Genomic DNA, 14,917 nt, shown 5'->3' with positions numbered 1-14,917 from the left:
CCCATCCGTGGAAGCATGGCGTTCGTGCAGCACCACTCGTTCGTCGCGCGCAACCGCCTCGCGGCCCGGCTCGCCGACGCGGTCGACGCCTGGCCGGAGCCCCTGTCCACCCCGACCTTCGTGGTCGACCTCGACGCCTTCGACGCCAACGCCGCGGACCTCGCGCGCCGGGCCGGCGGGACGCCGATCCGGGTGGCGTCCAAGTCGCTGCGGGTGCCCGCGCTGGTGGCGCGGGCGCTGGCGACCGAAGGCTTCGCGGGGGTGCTCGCCTACACGCTGGCCGAGGCGCTCTGGCTGGCCGACAACGACGTGTGCGACGACATCGTCGTCGCCTACCCGTCCGTGGACCGGGCCGCGCTCGCCGCGCTCATCGCCTCCCCGCGCGCCGCCTCGCGGATCACGATCATGGTCGACGACGTGGCCCACCTCGACCTGGTCGACTCGCTGCGCGCCTCGACCGCCGTACCGGTCCGGGTCGCGCTCGACATCGACGCCGGGCTGCGCTGGGGCGGCCAGCTGGTCGGCCCCAGGCGCTCCCCCCTGTTCGACGTCGGCGCCGTCGCCGCGCTCGCCCGGGCGGTCATCGACCGGCCGGGCTTCCAGCTCGTCGGCGCGATGACCTACGAGGGTCAGGTGGCCGGCGTCCCGGACTCGGTGCCGCACCAGCGCGCCAAGTCCGCGGTGGTCCGCAAGCTCAAGCAGCTCTCGGTGACCCAGCTCGTCACCCGCCGCACCGCGATCGCCGAGGCGCTCAGCGCGCTCGAGGGGCGCGGCGACTTCACCGGCCTCGAGTTCTGGAACGCTGGCGGCTCCGGCTCGATCGAGTCCTCGGCCGCCGACCCGGTCGTCACCGAGGTGACCGCGGGCTCCGGGCTGCTCGGGCCGACCCTCTTCGACCACTACCGCTCCTTCTCCCCCGCCCCGGCCGCCTTCTTCGGCCTGCCGGTGACCCGCCGGCCCTCCGCCGAGGTCGCCACGGTCCACGGCGGCGGGCTGATCGCGTCCGGGCCCGCCGGGGCCGACCGGGCGCCGACGCCGTGGGCGCCCGCCGGGCTCAGCCTGACCGGGCTCGAGGGTGCCGGCGAGGTGCAGACCCCGCTCGTGGGGACCAACGCCGGCCGGCTGGCGATCGGCGAGCTGGTCTGGTTCCGGCACGCCAAGTCGGGCGAGCCGTTCGAGCACGGCACCACCGTGCTCCTGGCCCAGGGCGACCGGTTCATCGACGCGGTGCCGTCGTACCGGGGCCATGGTCTCGCCTTCTGAGGTCCTCGAGCTCACGCTGTCGCGCCCACCGACCCTCGGGTCGGGCCGGCTGATCTGCGTCGACGGGCTGGCCGGCTCCGGCAAGACCACGCTCGCCCGCGGCCTGGCCGCGCTCGCCCCCGAGGCGGTCGTGATCGGGACCGACGAGATGCTCGCGGGCTGGCGCGGGCTCCCCGGCCTCGCCGGCTCGGTCGAGGCCCTGCTGCGCCCGCTCGCCGCCGGGCAGCCGGGCACCTGGCGCCGCTGGGACTGGTACGCCGACGGCTGGGCCGAGACCCGCACCGTGCTCCCGGGCCCGCTGCTGGTCCTCGAAGGTGTCGGGAGCGCCGCGGCGGCGTACCGGGAGCTGGTGACGACGCTGGTCTGGGTCGAGGCCGACCTCGACGTCCGGCTCGCGCGCTGGCTCGAGCGCGACGGCGAGGGGATGCGTCCCCACTGGGACGACTGGCTCGCCGACGAGGCGGCGCTGCACGCGCGCCAGGACACGCGGTCGTGGGCCGACCTGGTGGTCCGCACCTAGCGCGTGCCTAGGGTGGCAGTCGTGAGCGCGCCCACCGGTGACCAGCACGTCCTGTCCGCCCACGGCTACCGCGCCGTCGTCACCCAGGGCTGCGGCGCCCTGCGGTCGCTGACCTACGAGGGACGCGATCTCGTCGACGGCTTCGCCGAGGACGCCATGCCCTCGGGCGGGCGCGGGCAGCTGCTCGTGCCGTGGCCCAACCGGATCCGCGACGGGCGCTACACCTTCGGCGGGGCCACCCAGCAGCTCGCGCTGACCGAGCCGAAGCGCGGCAACGCCTCGCACGGCCTGGTCCGCTGGGTCTCGTGGACGGCGCGGTCGGTCGCGGCCGACCGGGTCGAGCTCGACTACTTCCTGCCGGCCCAGACCGGCTACCCGTGGGCGCTGGCGCTCACGACGACCTATGCGCTCGGCGAGGACGGGCTCACCGTTACCCAGGCCGCGACGAACCGGGCGGCCGAGGCGGCGCCGTACGCGTCGGGGGCGCACCCGTACCTCGTCGCCGGCCCGGGCCCCTGCGACGACTGGACGCTCGACCTGCCCGCGGTGGCCCGGCTGGTCACCGACGACGAGCGGCTGCTGCCGGTCGGCACCGAGCCGGGGGACGCCTTCCGCACGCCCGCTCCCCTGGCCGACGCCGTCCTCAACCACGCCTACACGGGCCTCGACCGCGACCCGTCGGGCCGGGCGACCGTGACCCTGCGCGCGCCGGGCGGGGCCGGGGTGGCGCTGTGGGTCGACGAGCACCACGGTTGGCTGCAGGTCTACACCGCCGACGACACCGCGACGCCGCGCACGAGTGTCGCGGTCGAACCGATGACCGCTCCCCCGGACGCGTTCAACTCCGGCGACGGGCTGGTCGTGCTGGCACCCGGCGAGACGTTCGCCGCGTCGTGGGGCGTGCGGGCGCTCTAGGTGTACCCGGCCATCAGGTTGGTAGCAGCCGGCTGATCGGCGGCTTACCTCCGAGTGCGCTGTGGCGGCGTTCAGTGTTGTAGTGCTCGAGCCAGGGCGCAAGGGCGGCTACTCGCTCGTCGTTGCTGGCGAAGGCGCGACGGTAGGCCCACTCGGTGGTCAGGGTCCGGTTGAGGCGCTCCACCTTCCCGTTCTGCCAGGGACAGTGCGGCTTGATGAACCTCTGCTTGATGTCGTGCTCGGCGCATACGGCACGTAGCGACCATCGGTAGGCCCAGGCGTTGTCTGTCATCAGACGCTCGATCCGGGTGATGCCATGGGCTGCGAAGTAGTCGATCGCGCGCTCGAGGAACGCGGCGCAGGTCGGGCCCTTCTCGTCAGGCAGCACCTCGCTGTAGGCCAGGCGGGAGTGGTCGTCGACGAGTGAGTGAACGAAGTCGAACCCGACCTTGGTGTTGCGATCGCGCATGATCGACCCGGCTCCGCGGCCGTGAGCCTTCCAGCCGCCGCCGGCGGGGATCTTGCCGAGCTTCTTGACATCCATGTGGACCAGCTCGCCAGGCCGCTCTCGCTCGTAGCGGGTCGCGGTCTGCTTCGAGGATCGGATCACCTCGCCGGTGATCGGATCCAGCTCGCGAAGGTAGGGCACGTGGTGGCGGCGCAGGATCCGCGACACTGTGCGGGCAGGAACGCCGACCTTCGCTCCGAGGACATCGGGTCCGTCGCGATGCTCGGCACGCGCGGTGAGAACCTTCTGCTCGACCTCGTTGCTGGTCTTGGTGGGCATCGAGTGGGGGCGTGAGGAGCGGGTGGCCAGGCCGTCTTCGCCTTCGGCGGTGTAGCGGTCGATCCAGGTCTTCACGCACTTGCGGGACACGCCCATCGCCGCAGCGATGTGGGCTTGTTTCCAGCCTGCTTGGTGGCGTTGGACGATCAGGCGCCGACCGTGAACGGTCAGCCGGGCACTACCGTGGGACACGAGAACCTCCGGGTTGGAGTGGGCCTTAGACAAGCCACATCCCATTCGGAGGTTCTCGTTCGTTCAACCAGGCTCGCCGCTACCAACGTCCTGGCCGGGTACATCTAGGGCGTGTCTCCCAAGGACGCGCCGTCGCGAGCGGTGTTTGCGGCCGATCTGGTAAGGCGGAGCAGTGAAGGCGGGCCGGAGGCCCGTCGAGTCTGCGACAACGCCGCCAGATCGAGTCGCAAACACCGCGCAGCAGGCGGGGACTTGGGAGACACGCCCTAGCCGTTCAGCCGTCGACGCGGTGGGCGGCGACGACCGCCTTGAGCTCCCGCACCGCCGTCGCCGCGCGGGCGCCGTCGGAGGTGTGGATCCCCAGCAGCGAGATCCGTACGTCGTCCCCCTGGTCCAGGTGCGGCCACGGAGCGCCGCGCGGCATCCGCACGGTGCCGACCTCGGCCCAGGTGAGCTCGCGCTTGCGGTAGCCGTTGACGATCGTCAGCCCGTCGGGACGCGCCACGACGCGGGACCGGGCGAGCGCGAACATCAGCGCCAGCCCGAGCCCGACGATGCCGATGACGGTCGCCTTCTCGAGGATGTTGATGGCCTGCTTGGTCTGCTCGTCGAAGCGCACCCACAGCCACGCGAACGCGCCGACGAGCACGATCGCGAAGACCGCGGCGGCCATCCGCGGGCCGAAGGGCCGCCAGGTCCGCGGGAGCGGGGGAAGGTCGGACATCGCCATCAGAGCCGGCAGGCGTGGATGTCGGTGGTCAGGATGGCGCGGGCCCCCAGCGCGAAGAGCTCGTCCATCACCCGCTGGGCGGTGGCCCGCTGCACCATGGAGCGGACCGCGACCCAGCCTTCGCGATGAAGCGGGCTGACCGTGGGGCTCTCGATGCCGGGGGTCAGGGCGATGGCCTGCTCGACCTTCTCGGCGCGGATGTCGTAGTCCATCATCACGTAGGCGCGGGCCACGAGGACGCCCTGGAGCCGGCGGGTGAAGACCTCGAGCGCGCCGGGGTCGGCGCCCTCGCGGGTGATCATCACGCCCTCGGACTCGAGGATGACGTCGCCGAAGACCTCCAGGCCCGCGGCACGCAGGGTGCTGCCGGTCTCGACGACGTCGGCGATCACGTCGGCCACGCCGAGCTGGATGCTGGTCTCGACGGCGCCGTCGAGGCGGACGACCGAGGCCTCGACGCCCTGCTCGACGAGGTAGCGCTTGACCACGCCGTCGTACGACGTGGCGATGCGCTTGCCGGCCAGGTCACGCACGTCGGTGGCGACACCGGGGCGGGCCGCGAAGCGGAACTTCGAGCGGCCGAAGCCCAGCTGGAGCGACTCCGAGGCCGTCGAGTGCGAGTCGAGGAGGAGGTCGCGGCCGGTGATGCCGGCGTCGAGGGTGCCCTCGCCGACGTACAGCGCGATGTCGCGCGGGCGCAGGTAGAAGAACTCGACCCCGTTGTCCGGGTCGATCTTGGTCAGCTGCTTGGAGTCCGAGCGCTGCGCGTAGCCGGCTTCGCGCAGCATCGTCGAGGCGGACTCGGACAGGGCCCCCTTGTTGGGGACGGCGATCTTGAGCATCGTGAGCCTTCTTGTGAGGCGGAGCCTCAGAGGTGGGAGTAGACGTCCTCGAGCGAGAGTCCGCTCGCGATCATGAGGACCTGGGCGTGGTACAGCAGCTGGCTGATCTCCAGAGCCGTGGCGTCCTTGCCCTCGTGCTCGGCGGCCATCCAGGACTCAGCGGCCTCTTCGATCAGCTTCTTGCCGATCGTATGGACGCCGGCGTCGAGCGCCCGGACGGTGCCGGACCCCTCGGGCCGCGTCTGTGCCTTCTCGCTGAGCTCTGCGAACAGCTCGTCGAACGTCTTCACGGGAGTTCAGCCTACGGCGTCGCTCCCGTCACCCTTGCGCCGGTCTCAGGTCCCGCGGCTCAGGCGGTGTAGCCGCGCTTGATCCGCTTGAGCGTCGCCGCGGTCTGCAGCGCCGCCGAGGCCGCCTCGTAGCCCTTGTCCTCGCGCGATCCCTCCAGGCCCGCCCGGTCGAGCGCCTGGGCGTCGTCGTCGCAGGTCAGCACGCCGAAGCCGATCGGGATGTGGTGGTCGAGCGAGACCCGGGTCAGCCCGTCGGTGGCCGCGTTGCAGACGTACTCGAAGTGCGGCGTGCCGCCCCGGATGACCACGCCCAGCGCGATCACCGCGTCGTACGACGGCGCGAGGGCCGCCGCGGTGACCGGCAGCTCGAACGTGCCGGGCACCCGTACGACGACGGGCGCCTCGACCTGGTGGTCGGCGAAGGCGCGCTGCGCGCCCGCGATGAGACCGTCCATCACCTCGGTGTGCCAGCTCGCGGCGACGACCGCGACCCGCAGGTCGTGGCAGTCGACGGGGGCGATGTCGGGGGCACCGTGTCCGGCCATGTCAGTTGGCTCCTTCGAGGTCGAGGTCGAGGTCGGGCAGCTCGGGAAGATCGTGGCCCATCCGGTCGCGCTTGGTCAGCAGGTAGGCCAGGTTGTGGCCGTTGGGGTGCGGCGTGAGCGGCACCCGCTCGGTCACCGTGACGCCGTAGTCCTCGAGCGAGGCCACCTTGTCGGGGTTGTTGGTCAGCAGCCGGACCTGGTCCACGCCGAGGTCCTTGAGGATCTGGGTGGCCGCGCCGTAGTGGCGCGCGTCGGCGGGCAGGCCGAGGTCGAGGTTGGCGTCCACGGTGTCGCGACCGCCGTCCTGGAGCTGGTAGGCCTGGAGCTTGGCGACCAGGCCGATCCCCCGGCCCTCGTGGCCGCGCAGGTAGATCACCACGCCGGCGCCCTCCTGCACGATCCGGTCCATCGCCTCGTTGAGCTGGGGACCGCAGTCGCAGCGGCTGGAGCCGAAGACGTCGCCGGTCAGGCACTCGGAGTGGACCCGGGTCAGCACCGGACCGTTGTCGGCCAGGGCCGCGGGGTCGCCGTAGACGAGGGCGACGTGCTCGCTGCCGTCGACGGTGATCGTGTAGCCGATCGCGGTGAAGTCGCCGTGGCTCGTGGGCAGCCGGGTCTCGGCCTCGCGCACGACGTGGCTCTCGACCCGGCGGCGGTGCCGGACCAGGTCCTCGATGGAGATCATCGCCAGGCCGTGCTCGTCGGCGAACGCGCGCAGCTCGGGCGCGCGCTTCATCGTCCCGTCGTCGTTGACGACCTCGACCAGGACGCCGGTCGGCGTCAGCCCGGCGAGCCGGCACAGGTCGACGGCGGCCTCGGTGTGGCCACGGCGGACCAGGACGCCGCCCTCGCGGTAGCGCAGGGGGAAGACGTGGCCGGGGCGGGTCAGCTCCCACGGCTCGGTCGCCGAGTCGGCCAGCACCCGCACCGTGTGGGCGCGGTCGGCCGCGGAGATGCCGGTGCTGACGCCGTCGCGCGCGTCGACCGAGATCGTGTACGCCGTGCGGTAGGCGTCCTTGTTGTGCGGCGTCATGAGCGGGATCTCGAGCCGGTCGAGCATGTCGCCCGGCATCGGCGCGCAGATCACGCCGCTGGAGTAGCGGATCGTGAACGCCATCAGCTCGGGCGTCGCCTTGCTGGCGGCGAAGATGATGTCGCCCTCGTTCTCGCGGTCCTCGTCGTCGACGACCACCACGGCGCGGCCGGCGGCGATGTCGGCGATCGCGCGCTCGACCGAGTCCAGACGGACCTTGTCACTCATGCGGTCTTCTCCTTGGTGTAGGCGCCGAGGAGCTTCTCGACGTGCTTGGCGAGGACGTCGACCTCGAGGTTGACCTGGTCCCCCGCGGCGCGGAAGCCGAGCGTCGTACGGGCGAGGGTCTCGGGGATCAGGCTCAGCGTGAAGCTGGCGTCCTTGGCCTCGACGACGGTCAGCGAGATGCCGTCGACGGTGATCGAGCCCTTGTCGACCAGGTAGCGGCCGAGCTCGGCGGGCATGGCGATCTCGACGATCTCCCAGTGCTCGCTGGGCGTGCGCGCGAGGACCTGGCCGATCGCGTCGACGTGGCCCTGGACGATGTGCCCTCCGAGGCGCTTCTCGGCCGTGACCGCGCGCTCCAGGTTGACCCGGTCGCCCACCGCGAGGCCCCCGAGGCTGGTCTTGTCCAGCGTCTCGGCCATCACGTCGGCGGTCCAGGTGGTGTCGGTGCGCTCGGCGACGGTCAGGCAGCAGCCGTTGACCGCGATCGAGTCCCCGAGGCCCGCGTCGGACAGGGTGAGGTCCGAGGCGATGGTGAGCCGGATGGCGTCGCCCTGGTCCTCCACGGCGGCGACGGTGCCGAGCTCCTCGACGATGCCGGTGAACATCAGTTGGTTCCCTTCATGGTCAGGCGGACGTTGGCGTCCGCCCCCGCGCCGACGACGGTCGCGTCGGTCAGCTCGAGGCGGAACGCATCCGCGATGGTCTGGATTCCGAGGTCCCCGACGGCCGAGCGACCGGCGCCCAGCAGCATCGGGGCGACATAGGTGACGACCTCGTCGACGAGGCCGGCCTGGAGGAAGGCCGCTGCCAGCGTCGGGCCGCCCTCCAGGAAGACGTGGTGCCGGTCGTGCTCGGCGTAGAGCGTGCGCAGCGCGGCCTCGGGGTCGCGGGTGCGCAGGTGCAGCGTGGGCGCGGCGTCGTCGAAGATCCGCCGGTCCGCGGGCAGGTCGCGCTCCCCCATCACCACGCGCAGCGGCTGGACGCCGACCGGCTGGTCGTCGTCGCCGCGGACGGTGAGCTGGGGGTCGTCGACCGCCACGGTGTTGGCGCCGACCATCATCGTGTCGGCCAGCGCCCGCAGCCGGTGGGTGTCGCGGCGCGCGGCCAGCGAGGACACCCAGCGCGAGGTGCCGTCGGCGGCGGCACTGCGGCCGTCGAGCGTCGCGGCGAACTTCCAGGTCACGAACGGGCGGCCGTGGCGGTGCGCGAAGGTCCAGGCCGGGTTGACCTGCTCGGCCTCGTCGCCCAGCACGCCGAGCTCGACCTCGACGCCCGCGGCCCGCAGGGTCTCGGCGCCGCCCCGGGCGAGCGGGTTGGGGTCGCGCTGGGCGACGACCACGCGTCGTACGCCGGCGGCGAGGAGGGCCTGCGCGCAGGGACCGGTCCGCCCGGTGTGGTTGCACGGCTCGAGCGTCACGACGGCCGTCGCGCCCCGGGCCCGCTCCCCGGCCACCCGGAGCGCCTCGACCTCGGCGTGCGGCGTACCGGCGCCGTGGTGGAATCCCTCGCCGACGACCGTGCCGTCGGGGGCCAGCAGCACGCAGCCCACGCGGGGATTGGGGTGCAGCGGCACCCCCGGGGTCGCCGCGAGCGCGAGGGCACGACGCATCGCGTCGGTCTCGCTGGTGATCGTCTCCGCCACCTGTTCGCCTCTCGTGTCCTGTCGTCAGGGACGCGGACTCCGGGGCTGGCGGGACGCCCGGCGGGCTCGCGGTCGTGGTCGACCTGCTCGTCCGTCGGACGCTCGTGCGTGCACTTCCCATCCGGACTTTGACCGTCGGTCCAGGAGTTCCACCTGGTCAACCGATCGCTGGATGCGATCGGGTCGCGGACTTTCACCGCCGGTTCGGAGTTTCACCGACCCCAGAGCACGCGAGCTCTTTCCTCTCCATGGTGGCACATGGGAGTGCGGTGCGGGATGTGGGACCGGTCACTGGGCGGAGGGATCGTCGATCTCGCGCCACTCGGCGACGGCCTTCTCGTAGGCGGTCACGAAGTCGTCGACCATCGTGCGGAGGAGATCGGCCTTGTAGAGCGCGTTGCGGGCGCTCGCCTCGTCGTAGACGTTGAAGTCGAGGTCGATGATCCGACTGCAGTCGGAGAGCGTGAGCGTGGCATCGATGCCGTTGTTGCCGGCGCTGCGCCCGCGTCCGCGATAGATGCGGATGTCGGCGATCGCGTAGGCACCGGCGTGGTTGCCGGGACGGTTGAGGAACCGGCGGCGGTAGTGGCGGCGGAGGGACATGGTGACTCCTTCACGGAGCCCGACCACGGTGGTCAGGCTGGGTTCGGCACCACGTCCACCTCCTCTCGGTCTGCGGGGCGATCGGCCAGAGGCGACACTACGCCGCGCGTCGCGCGAGCCGCACCTGATTTCCGGGCGCCTCACGTCGTAGCGTGAGGCCATGTCGTACCCCCCTCCGCTCTACGACGGCGACGGCGAGATCTCGGCGTGGGTGCGCCCCGGTGACGCCGAGGCCGACCTCGTCTACCCCAACGGCAACCGGGTCCACTACCTCGCGCGCGGGGAGGCGACCGGCGGCCTGTTCGGGCTCTACCGCTGGGAGTTCTCGGACGCGGTGAGCGGGCCCGGCCCGCACTTCCACCGCAGCATCGCCGAGTCCTTCTACATCCTCGACGGCGAGGTGCGGATCCACACCGGTGACGCGTGGGTGACCGCGCGCCCCGGTGACTTCCTGCACGTGCCGCCCGGTGGGCTGCACGGGTTCCGCAACGAGTCGGGGGCGCCGGCGTCGATGCTGCTGCACTTCGCGCCGGGCGCGCCCCGAGAGCCCTACTTCGAGGGTCTCGACCGGCTCGCGCGGGGCGAGCAGTGGACGCCCGAGGAGTACGACGCGTTCATGCGCGAGCACGACAACGTCTGGGTCGAGGAGTCCTAAGGCGTCAGGCGCTGAGGATCAGCCCGCTCGTCGGCACGCCCGTGCCCGCCGTGACCAGCACGTGCGCGGCATCGGCGACGGGGTTGACGGAGGTTCCGCGCACCTGGCGCACGCCCTCGGCGATGCCGTTCATGCCGTGGATGTAGGCCTCGCCGAGCTGACCGCCGTGGGTGTTGATGGGCAGCCGGCCGCCGATCTCGATGGCCCCGTCCTTGACGAAGTCCTTGGCCTCGCCGCGGCCGCAGAAGCCGAGCTCCTCGAGCTGCATCAGCACGTACGGCGTGAAGTGGTCGTAGAGGATCGCCATCGGCATGTCCCCGGGCGTGAGGCCCGACTGCTTCCACAGCTCGCGGCCCACGACGCCGATCTCGGGGATGCCGATGTCGTCGCGGTAGTACGACGTCATCACGAACTGGTCCTTGCCCGAGCCCTGGGCCGCCGCGGCGATGTACGCCGGCTTCTGGGCCAGGTCGCGCGCCCGCTCCGCCGAGACGATGACGAGCGCCACGGCGCCGTCGGACTCCTGGCAGCAGTCGAGCAGGTGCAGCGGGTCGGCGATCATCCGGGAGGCCTGGTGGTCCTCGAGGGTGATCGGCTTGCCGTGGAAGAAGGCGGCCGGGTTGGTGGCGGCGTGGCGGCGGTCGGCGACCGCGACCCGGCCGAAGTCCTCGGACGTGGCGCCGTACTCGTGCATGTAGCGGCGGGCCTGCATGGCCACCGTGGCCGCGGGCGTGGAGAGGCCGAGGGGGTAGGTCCAGGCGTTGTCGAGGCCGTTGGTGTTGACCTGGGCGGCGGCCCACTTGGAGACCTGGCCGAAGCGATCGCCGGAGCGCTCGTTGAAGCCGCGGTAGGCGACGACGACGTCGGCGACCCCCGTGGCGACGGCCATCGCGGCCTGCTGGACGGTCGCGCAGGCGGCGCCGCCGCCGTAGTTGATCCGGCTGAAGAAGCGCAGCTCGGGGATGCCGAGCTCGCGGGCGACCGCGATCTCGGACGAGGTGTCCATGGTGAACGTGACCAGGCCGTCGACGTCCGCGGGCGTCAGGCCGCAGTCGGCGAGGGCGTGCTGGACCGCCTCGACCGAGAGCTGGAGCTCGGAGCGGCCCGACTCCTTGGAGAACTCGGTGGCGCCGATGCCGGCGATGGCGGCCTTGCCGGAGAGGGTGCGCTCGCTCATGCGGCCACCTTGACCGTTCCGATGACGTGGTCGCCGAGGGACACCGCGCCCACCACCTTGATCGTGGCGGTGCCGTCCTCGACGGCGGTCACCTCACCGGTGAACGTGAACGTGTCGTAGGGGTACGCCGGCGCGCCCAGGCGGATCGCGATCCCCTGGATCTGCACGTCCGGGCCGGCCCAGTCGGTGACATAGCGCTCGCAGAGCGCGGTCGAGGTGAGGATGTTGACGAAGACGTCCTTCGAGCCGGCCGCCTGGGCGATGTCCCGGTCGTGGTGGACGTCCTGGAAGTCGCGGGTCGCGATCGCCGTCGACACCACCAGGGTCGGGGTGATCGGCAGCGACCACTCCGGCAGCTTGTCTCCGGCCTTGATCGGGCTGGTCGTCGCGCTGGTCATCGGGCCACCTTCGTCCAGATCGGGAGGGTCAGGTCGTCGTCGATCACGTTCCAGCCGACCTGCAGCCGGTCCCCGATCTCGACGGGCTCGGTCACCTCGGCCACCATCCGCACGCCCTCGTCGAGGTCGAGCAGCGCGATGACGAGCGGGAGCTCCTTGCCGGGCACCTGCGGAGCGTGGTGGACCAGGTAGGAGAAGACGGTCCCCTGGCCGGCGGCCACGACGTACCCGCGGTCGAGAGCGCCGCAGTCCGGGCAGGCCGGACCGGGCGGGTGGCGCAGGACGCCGCACGCGTTGCACTTCTGGATGCGGAGCTCGCGCGCCGCCGTCCCCTCGAAGAAGTAGGCGTTGTCGCGGCTGATCACCGGACGCACGGGGCCGCTCATGCCTGGGCCTCCTTGGCCTTCGGGATGAACTTGAGGACCCGGAAGAGCATCGTCGCGACGCGCTCGTCGCCGACGTACCAGGTGTTGCGCGAGGTCACGAAGTAGCCGACGCCCATGCCGGTCGCCTTCGGCCCGACGACGGAGTCGAGCGCGGTCGTGACCCGCACCCGCTCCCCCACCCGGAGGTAGCGGTCGTACGACTGCTCGCAGTTGGTGCCGAGCACGGCGGTGAAGCCGGCGTCGGTGAGCACCCGCATCATCGCGTGCAGGGGGTCCTGCTCGGACGGCTTGCCACCGAGGCCGTACATCGTCCAGACCTGGGCCATCGACGGCGGTGCCTCGCCCGCGGTGAAGCGCGGGTTGTCGACGCCCATCGCCTCGAGCCAGTTGTTGATCGTGGGCTGGTTGACCTCGTCGCGGGCGACCCGCTCGGCGGCCTCGCCCCAGCCCTGGATCCGCTCCGCCTCCGACATGAGGTGGGCGTGCAGGTCGGCGGGGACCAGCTCCGGGGTCACGCTCGCGCCGGCGCTCATCGGGGCACCCGCGGCAGACCGAGACCGAACATCGAGATCAGCTCGCGCTGGACCTCCTGGACGCCACCACCGAAGGTGAGCACCAGGTTCCGCTTGGCCTGCGCGTCGAGGTAGTCGAGCAACTCCTTGGTCCCCTCTTCTCCCGCGTCCCCGTGCCGGTGCACGAGGGCGATCAGGTCGGCGAGCAGGTGCTGGACCTGGTCGGAGGCGAACACCTTCGACGAGGACGCGTCGGCGACCTTGATCTCGCCGGCGGCCGCGGCCCGCGCGACCTCCCAGTTGAGCAGCTCATTGATACGGAAGACCGCGGTGGTCTTGCCGAGCAGGTCCCGCACGTCGGAACGGTCACGGACGCCCGCCGCGTCCGCCCAGCGCACGACCCGGTCGCGCAGCCCCTCGATCCGGCCGGCCGGGCCGAGCATGACCCGCTCGTGGTTGAGCTGGGTGGTGATCAGCTTCCAGCCCTGGTTCTCCTCGCCGACGAGCATCTCGACGGGGACGCGCACGTCGTTGAAGTACGTCGCGTTGACGTGGTGCGAGCCGTCGGCGGTGATGATCGGCGTCCAGCTGTAGCCGGGGTCCAAGGTGTCGACGATCAGGATCGAGATGCCCTTGTGCTTCGGGGCGTCGGGGTCGGTCCGCACGGCGAGCCAGAGGTAGTCGGCCTGGTGGCCGCCGGTGGTCCACATCTTCTGGCCGTTGACGACGTAGTGGTCGCCGTCGCGCTTGGCGGTGGTGCGCAGCGACGCGAGGTCGGTGCCGGCGTCGGGCTCGCTGTAGCCGATGGCGAAGTGCACGTCGCCCTTGAGGATCCGCTCCAGGAAGAGCGCCTTCTGCTGCTCGGTGCCGTACTTGATCAGCGTCGGGCCGACGGTCTGCAGGGTCACCGACGGCAGGTGCACGTCGGCGTACTGGGCCTCGTTGGCGAAGATCGTCTGCTCGACCTCACCGAGGCCGTGGCCGCCGTACTCCTTCGGCCAGCCGACGCCCATCCAGCCGTCGGTGCCGAGGCGGCGGATCATCCGCTCGTACGTCGGACCGTGCCGGTTCCAGGCGCCCTCGACCGGGTCGGGGTCGTGGATGCCGTCGAACTCGGCCGCGACGCCGCCGAAGTACTCGCGCAGCCGCGCCTTGAGCGCGCGCTGGTCCTCGGTGAGCTCGGGGTTCTTGCCGGCCGCGTCCTCGACCGGGACGTCGCCGGCGAGGGTGTCGAGGGCGTGGGCGAGGTCGGTGCCCCACGTGGTGAAGGCGACGAGCGGGTAGGTGATGTCGACGCCCATGCCGCCGTGCAGGTGGTGGCAGGTGCGGAGGGCGTAGGGGGCGACCTGGCTGACCCAGTAGCCGGCCACGGCGAGGTCGTCGCCGGCCGCGATGCCCTCGCCGACCCTCCAGACCGCGTTGTCCGCGGCCAGGTCGAGCGTGCGGGAGGCGACGTAGACGTCGGCCATCTGCAGCGAGACCGCCTGGAACTCCGCCAGCGCCCGGCCGAACTGCTGCCGGCCCTTGACGTAGTCGGCCGTGAGGTCGCGGGCCCCGGCGAGCACGCCCGCGGCGGTGACGGCCAGGCCGGCCCGGGCCAGCGCGTCGAGGCGCTCGGCGGCACCCTCGTCGAGCAGCTCGGCGGGCGCGCCGTCGAGGACGACGGTGTGCTGGGGGGTCGCGCTCGACGCGCTCGACGGCGCCAGGGTGACGCCCGGACCGCTCGGGTCGACCAGTGCGACGACCTCGCGGCCGTCGGCGTCGGTGGCCAGGACGAGCAGGCGGTGGGCGCGCTCGGCGTAGGTGACCGCGCGCTTGCGGCCGCTCACCGTGCCGTCGGCGTACGTCGCCGCGCCGCGCAGGGCCGGGCTGAGGACGACCTCGCCGGAGGCGACGCCGGGCAGCAGCTCCTTGCGCTGGGCGTCGGTGCCGTGGCCGGCCAGGGTCAGCGCGCCGCAGCACAGCGTCTCCCACGCGGGGACCTGGACCGCCCGGCGGCCGCTCTCGCGCAGGAGCACGGCGACGGCGTCGAGACCGAGCCCCTCGCCGCCGTACTCCTCGGGCACGGGGAGCGACGTCAGGCCCGCAGCGGCCCAGGCGGACCACTCCCGGGCATCGGACTCGCGCTCCAGGACCTCGCCGACGACGGCGCGGACTGCGTTGATCGCCTCTGCATCCACGAGACAAACTGTAACGTGT

At 72.1% G+C, this 14,917-nt stretch carries 18 protein-coding genes and 1 riboswitch; of the genes, 4 read left to right on the top strand and 14 right to left on the bottom strand.

Annotated features, from left to right (window positions below):
* The first annotated feature begins 15 nt into the window (after positions 1-15).
* From M0M48_RS07995 to M0M48_RS07985, 3 genes are read left to right on the top strand one after another with little or no spacing between them, the layout of a single operon-like run.
* Complete coding sequence (locus M0M48_RS07995) at positions 16-1,263, top strand: amino acid deaminase/aldolase (protein WP_257750729.1); 1,248 nt, start codon at positions 16-18, stop codon at positions 1,261-1,263.
* On the top strand, positions 1,247-1,783 hold the full coding sequence (locus tag M0M48_RS07990; RefSeq protein ID WP_257750728.1) for a uridine kinase family protein: 537 nt from the start codon (positions 1,247-1,249) through the stop codon (positions 1,781-1,783). Before M0M48_RS07995 ends, M0M48_RS07990 begins: the two co-directional genes overlap by 17 nt.
* A gap of 21 nt (positions 1,784-1,804) precedes the next feature.
* Positions 1,805-2,698: an aldose 1-epimerase family protein gene (locus tag M0M48_RS07985; protein WP_257750727.1), complete on the top strand. Its 894-nt coding sequence runs from the start codon at positions 1,805-1,807 to the stop codon at positions 2,696-2,698.
* 13 nt (positions 2,699-2,711) lie between these two features.
* On the opposite strand, the gene M0M48_RS07980 is transcribed toward M0M48_RS07985, so the two are convergent.
* From M0M48_RS07980 to M0M48_RS07940, 9 genes are all read right to left on the bottom strand, one after another.
* The gene (locus M0M48_RS07980) at positions 2,712-3,677 is read right to left on the bottom strand and encodes an IS481 family transposase (RefSeq protein WP_257750317.1); all 966 of its coding nucleotides are present in this window, start codon (positions 3,675-3,677) and stop codon (positions 2,712-2,714) included.
* Positions 3,678-3,951: 274 nt separating this feature from the next.
* Entirely contained in the window at positions 3,952-4,401 is a 450-nt protein-coding gene (locus tag M0M48_RS07975; RefSeq protein ID WP_257750726.1) for a PH domain-containing protein, read from the bottom strand.
* Positions 4,402-4,406: 5 nt separating this feature from the next.
* On the bottom strand, positions 4,407-5,249 hold the full coding sequence (gene hisG, locus M0M48_RS07970) for an ATP phosphoribosyltransferase (protein ID WP_215814973.1): 843 nt from the start codon (positions 5,247-5,249) through the stop codon (positions 4,407-4,409).
* Between the two features lie 26 nt (positions 5,250-5,275).
* Positions 5,276-5,539: a phosphoribosyl-ATP diphosphatase gene (locus tag M0M48_RS07965; RefSeq protein WP_038678649.1), complete on the bottom strand. Its 264-nt coding sequence runs from the start codon at positions 5,537-5,539 to the stop codon at positions 5,276-5,278.
* Positions 5,540-5,598: 59 nt separating this feature from the next.
* Positions 5,599-6,084: a 6,7-dimethyl-8-ribityllumazine synthase gene (gene ribH / locus M0M48_RS07960; RefSeq protein WP_215814974.1), complete on the bottom strand. Its 486-nt coding sequence runs from the start codon at positions 6,082-6,084 to the stop codon at positions 5,599-5,601.
* 1 nt (position 6,085) lies between these two features.
* Positions 6,086-7,345 carry a bifunctional 3,4-dihydroxy-2-butanone-4-phosphate synthase/GTP cyclohydrolase II gene (locus M0M48_RS07955; protein WP_257750725.1) on the bottom strand — a complete coding sequence of 420 codons (1,260 nt, stop codon included), beginning with the start codon at positions 7,343-7,345 and terminating at the stop codon, positions 6,086-6,088.
* Positions 7,342-7,950, bottom strand: a complete 609-nt coding sequence (locus M0M48_RS07950; protein WP_215814976.1) for a riboflavin synthase — start codon at positions 7,948-7,950, stop codon at positions 7,342-7,344. The genes M0M48_RS07955 and M0M48_RS07950 overlap by 4 nt, the downstream gene beginning before the upstream one ends.
* Entirely contained in the window at positions 7,950-8,954 is a 1,005-nt protein-coding gene (gene ribD / locus M0M48_RS07945; protein ID WP_215815607.1) for a bifunctional diaminohydroxyphosphoribosylaminopyrimidine deaminase/5-amino-6-(5-phosphoribosylamino)uracil reductase RibD, read from the bottom strand. The genes M0M48_RS07950 and ribD overlap by 1 nt, the downstream gene beginning before the upstream one ends.
* 137 nt (positions 8,955-9,091) lie before the next feature.
* A riboswitch (FMN riboswitch) is annotated at positions 9,092-9,221 on the bottom strand.
* Between the two features lie 54 nt (positions 9,222-9,275).
* Entirely contained in the window at positions 9,276-9,590 is a 315-nt protein-coding gene (locus M0M48_RS07940; RefSeq protein ID WP_257750724.1) for a hypothetical protein, read from the bottom strand.
* 160 nt (positions 9,591-9,750) lie between these two features.
* On the opposite strand from M0M48_RS07940, the gene M0M48_RS07935 reads away from it, so the two are divergent.
* Entirely contained in the window at positions 9,751-10,245 is a 495-nt protein-coding gene (locus M0M48_RS07935) for a cupin domain-containing protein (RefSeq protein WP_215814978.1), read from the top strand.
* A gap of 4 nt (positions 10,246-10,249) precedes the next feature.
* On the opposite strand, the gene M0M48_RS07930 is transcribed toward M0M48_RS07935, so the two are convergent.
* Genes M0M48_RS07930 through M0M48_RS07910 form a run of 5 tightly spaced genes read right to left on the bottom strand, consistent with a single transcriptional unit; the run spans position 10,250 to position 14,898 of the window.
* Entirely contained in the window at positions 10,250-11,422 is a 1,173-nt protein-coding gene (locus tag M0M48_RS07930) for a lipid-transfer protein (RefSeq protein ID WP_257750723.1), read from the bottom strand.
* A complete protein-coding gene (locus M0M48_RS07925; protein WP_215814980.1) occupies positions 11,419-11,820 on the bottom strand; it encodes a MaoC family dehydratase in 402 nt (133 codons plus the stop codon). The genes M0M48_RS07930 and M0M48_RS07925 overlap by 4 nt, the downstream gene beginning before the upstream one ends.
* A complete protein-coding gene (locus M0M48_RS07920) occupies positions 11,817-12,206 on the bottom strand; it encodes a Zn-ribbon domain-containing OB-fold protein (protein WP_257750722.1) in 390 nt (129 codons plus the stop codon). Before M0M48_RS07920 ends, M0M48_RS07925 begins: the two co-directional genes overlap by 4 nt.
* Positions 12,203-12,739: a MaoC family dehydratase N-terminal domain-containing protein gene (locus M0M48_RS07915; RefSeq protein WP_257750721.1), complete on the bottom strand. Its 537-nt coding sequence runs from the start codon at positions 12,737-12,739 to the stop codon at positions 12,203-12,205. Before M0M48_RS07915 ends, M0M48_RS07920 begins: the two co-directional genes overlap by 4 nt.
* Positions 12,736-14,898: an acyl-CoA dehydrogenase gene (locus M0M48_RS07910; RefSeq protein WP_257750720.1), complete on the bottom strand. Its 2,163-nt coding sequence runs from the start codon at positions 14,896-14,898 to the stop codon at positions 12,736-12,738. Before M0M48_RS07910 ends, M0M48_RS07915 begins: the two co-directional genes overlap by 4 nt.
* Positions 14,899-14,917: the final 19 nt, after the last annotated feature.

It is taken from the genome of Pimelobacter simplex, assembly GCF_024662235.1.
Taxonomy (GTDB): domain Bacteria; phylum Actinomycetota; class Actinomycetes; order Propionibacteriales; family Nocardioidaceae; genus Nocardioides.
The sequence above is the reverse complement of the archived record's forward strand: the minus strand, read 5'-3'. Positions and strand labels throughout refer to the sequence as shown.

Bases quoted from the DNA above. Each gene is read 5' to 3' on its own strand.
- ribH (WP_215814974.1), bottom strand. From the start codon at position 6,084: ATGGCCGGACACGGTGCCCCCGACATCGCCCCCGTCGACTGCCACGAC.
- M0M48_RS07930 (WP_257750723.1), bottom strand. From the start codon at position 11,422: ATGAGCGAGCGCACCCTCTCCGGCAAGGCCGCCATCGCCGGCATCGGC.
- M0M48_RS07920 (WP_257750722.1), bottom strand. From the start codon at position 12,206: ATGAGCGGCCCCGTGCGTCCGGTGATCAGCCGCGACAACGCCTACTTC.
- M0M48_RS07990 (WP_257750728.1), top strand. From the start codon at position 1,247: ATGGTCTCGCCTTCTGAGGTCCTCGAGCTCACGCTGTCGCGCCCACCG.
- M0M48_RS07935 (WP_215814978.1), top strand. From the start codon at position 9,751: ATGTCGTACCCCCCTCCGCTCTACGACGGCGACGGCGAGATCTCGGCG.
- hisG (WP_215814973.1), bottom strand. From the start codon at position 5,249: ATGCTCAAGATCGCCGTCCCCAACAAGGGGGCCCTGTCCGAGTCCGCC.
- ribD (WP_215815607.1), bottom strand. From the start codon at position 8,954: ATGCGTCGTGCCCTCGCGCTCGCGGCGACCCCGGGGGTGCCGCTGCAC.
- M0M48_RS07955 (WP_257750725.1), bottom strand. From the start codon at position 7,345: ATGAGTGACAAGGTCCGTCTGGACTCGGTCGAGCGCGCGATCGCCGAC.
- M0M48_RS07940 (WP_257750724.1), bottom strand. From the start codon at position 9,590: ATGTCCCTCCGCCGCCACTACCGCCGCCGGTTCCTCAACCGTCCCGGC.
- M0M48_RS07950 (WP_215814976.1), bottom strand. From the start codon at position 7,950: ATGTTCACCGGCATCGTCGAGGAGCTCGGCACCGTCGCCGCCGTGGAG.
- M0M48_RS07995 (WP_257750729.1), top strand. From the start codon at position 16: ATGGCGTTCGTGCAGCACCACTCGTTCGTCGCGCGCAACCGCCTCGCG.
- M0M48_RS07975 (WP_257750726.1), bottom strand. From the start codon at position 4,401: ATGTCCGACCTTCCCCCGCTCCCGCGGACCTGGCGGCCCTTCGGCCCG.
- M0M48_RS07925 (WP_215814980.1), bottom strand. From the start codon at position 11,820: ATGACCAGCGCGACGACCAGCCCGATCAAGGCCGGAGACAAGCTGCCG.
- M0M48_RS07915 (WP_257750721.1), bottom strand. From the start codon at position 12,739: ATGAGCGCCGGCGCGAGCGTGACCCCGGAGCTGGTCCCCGCCGACCTG.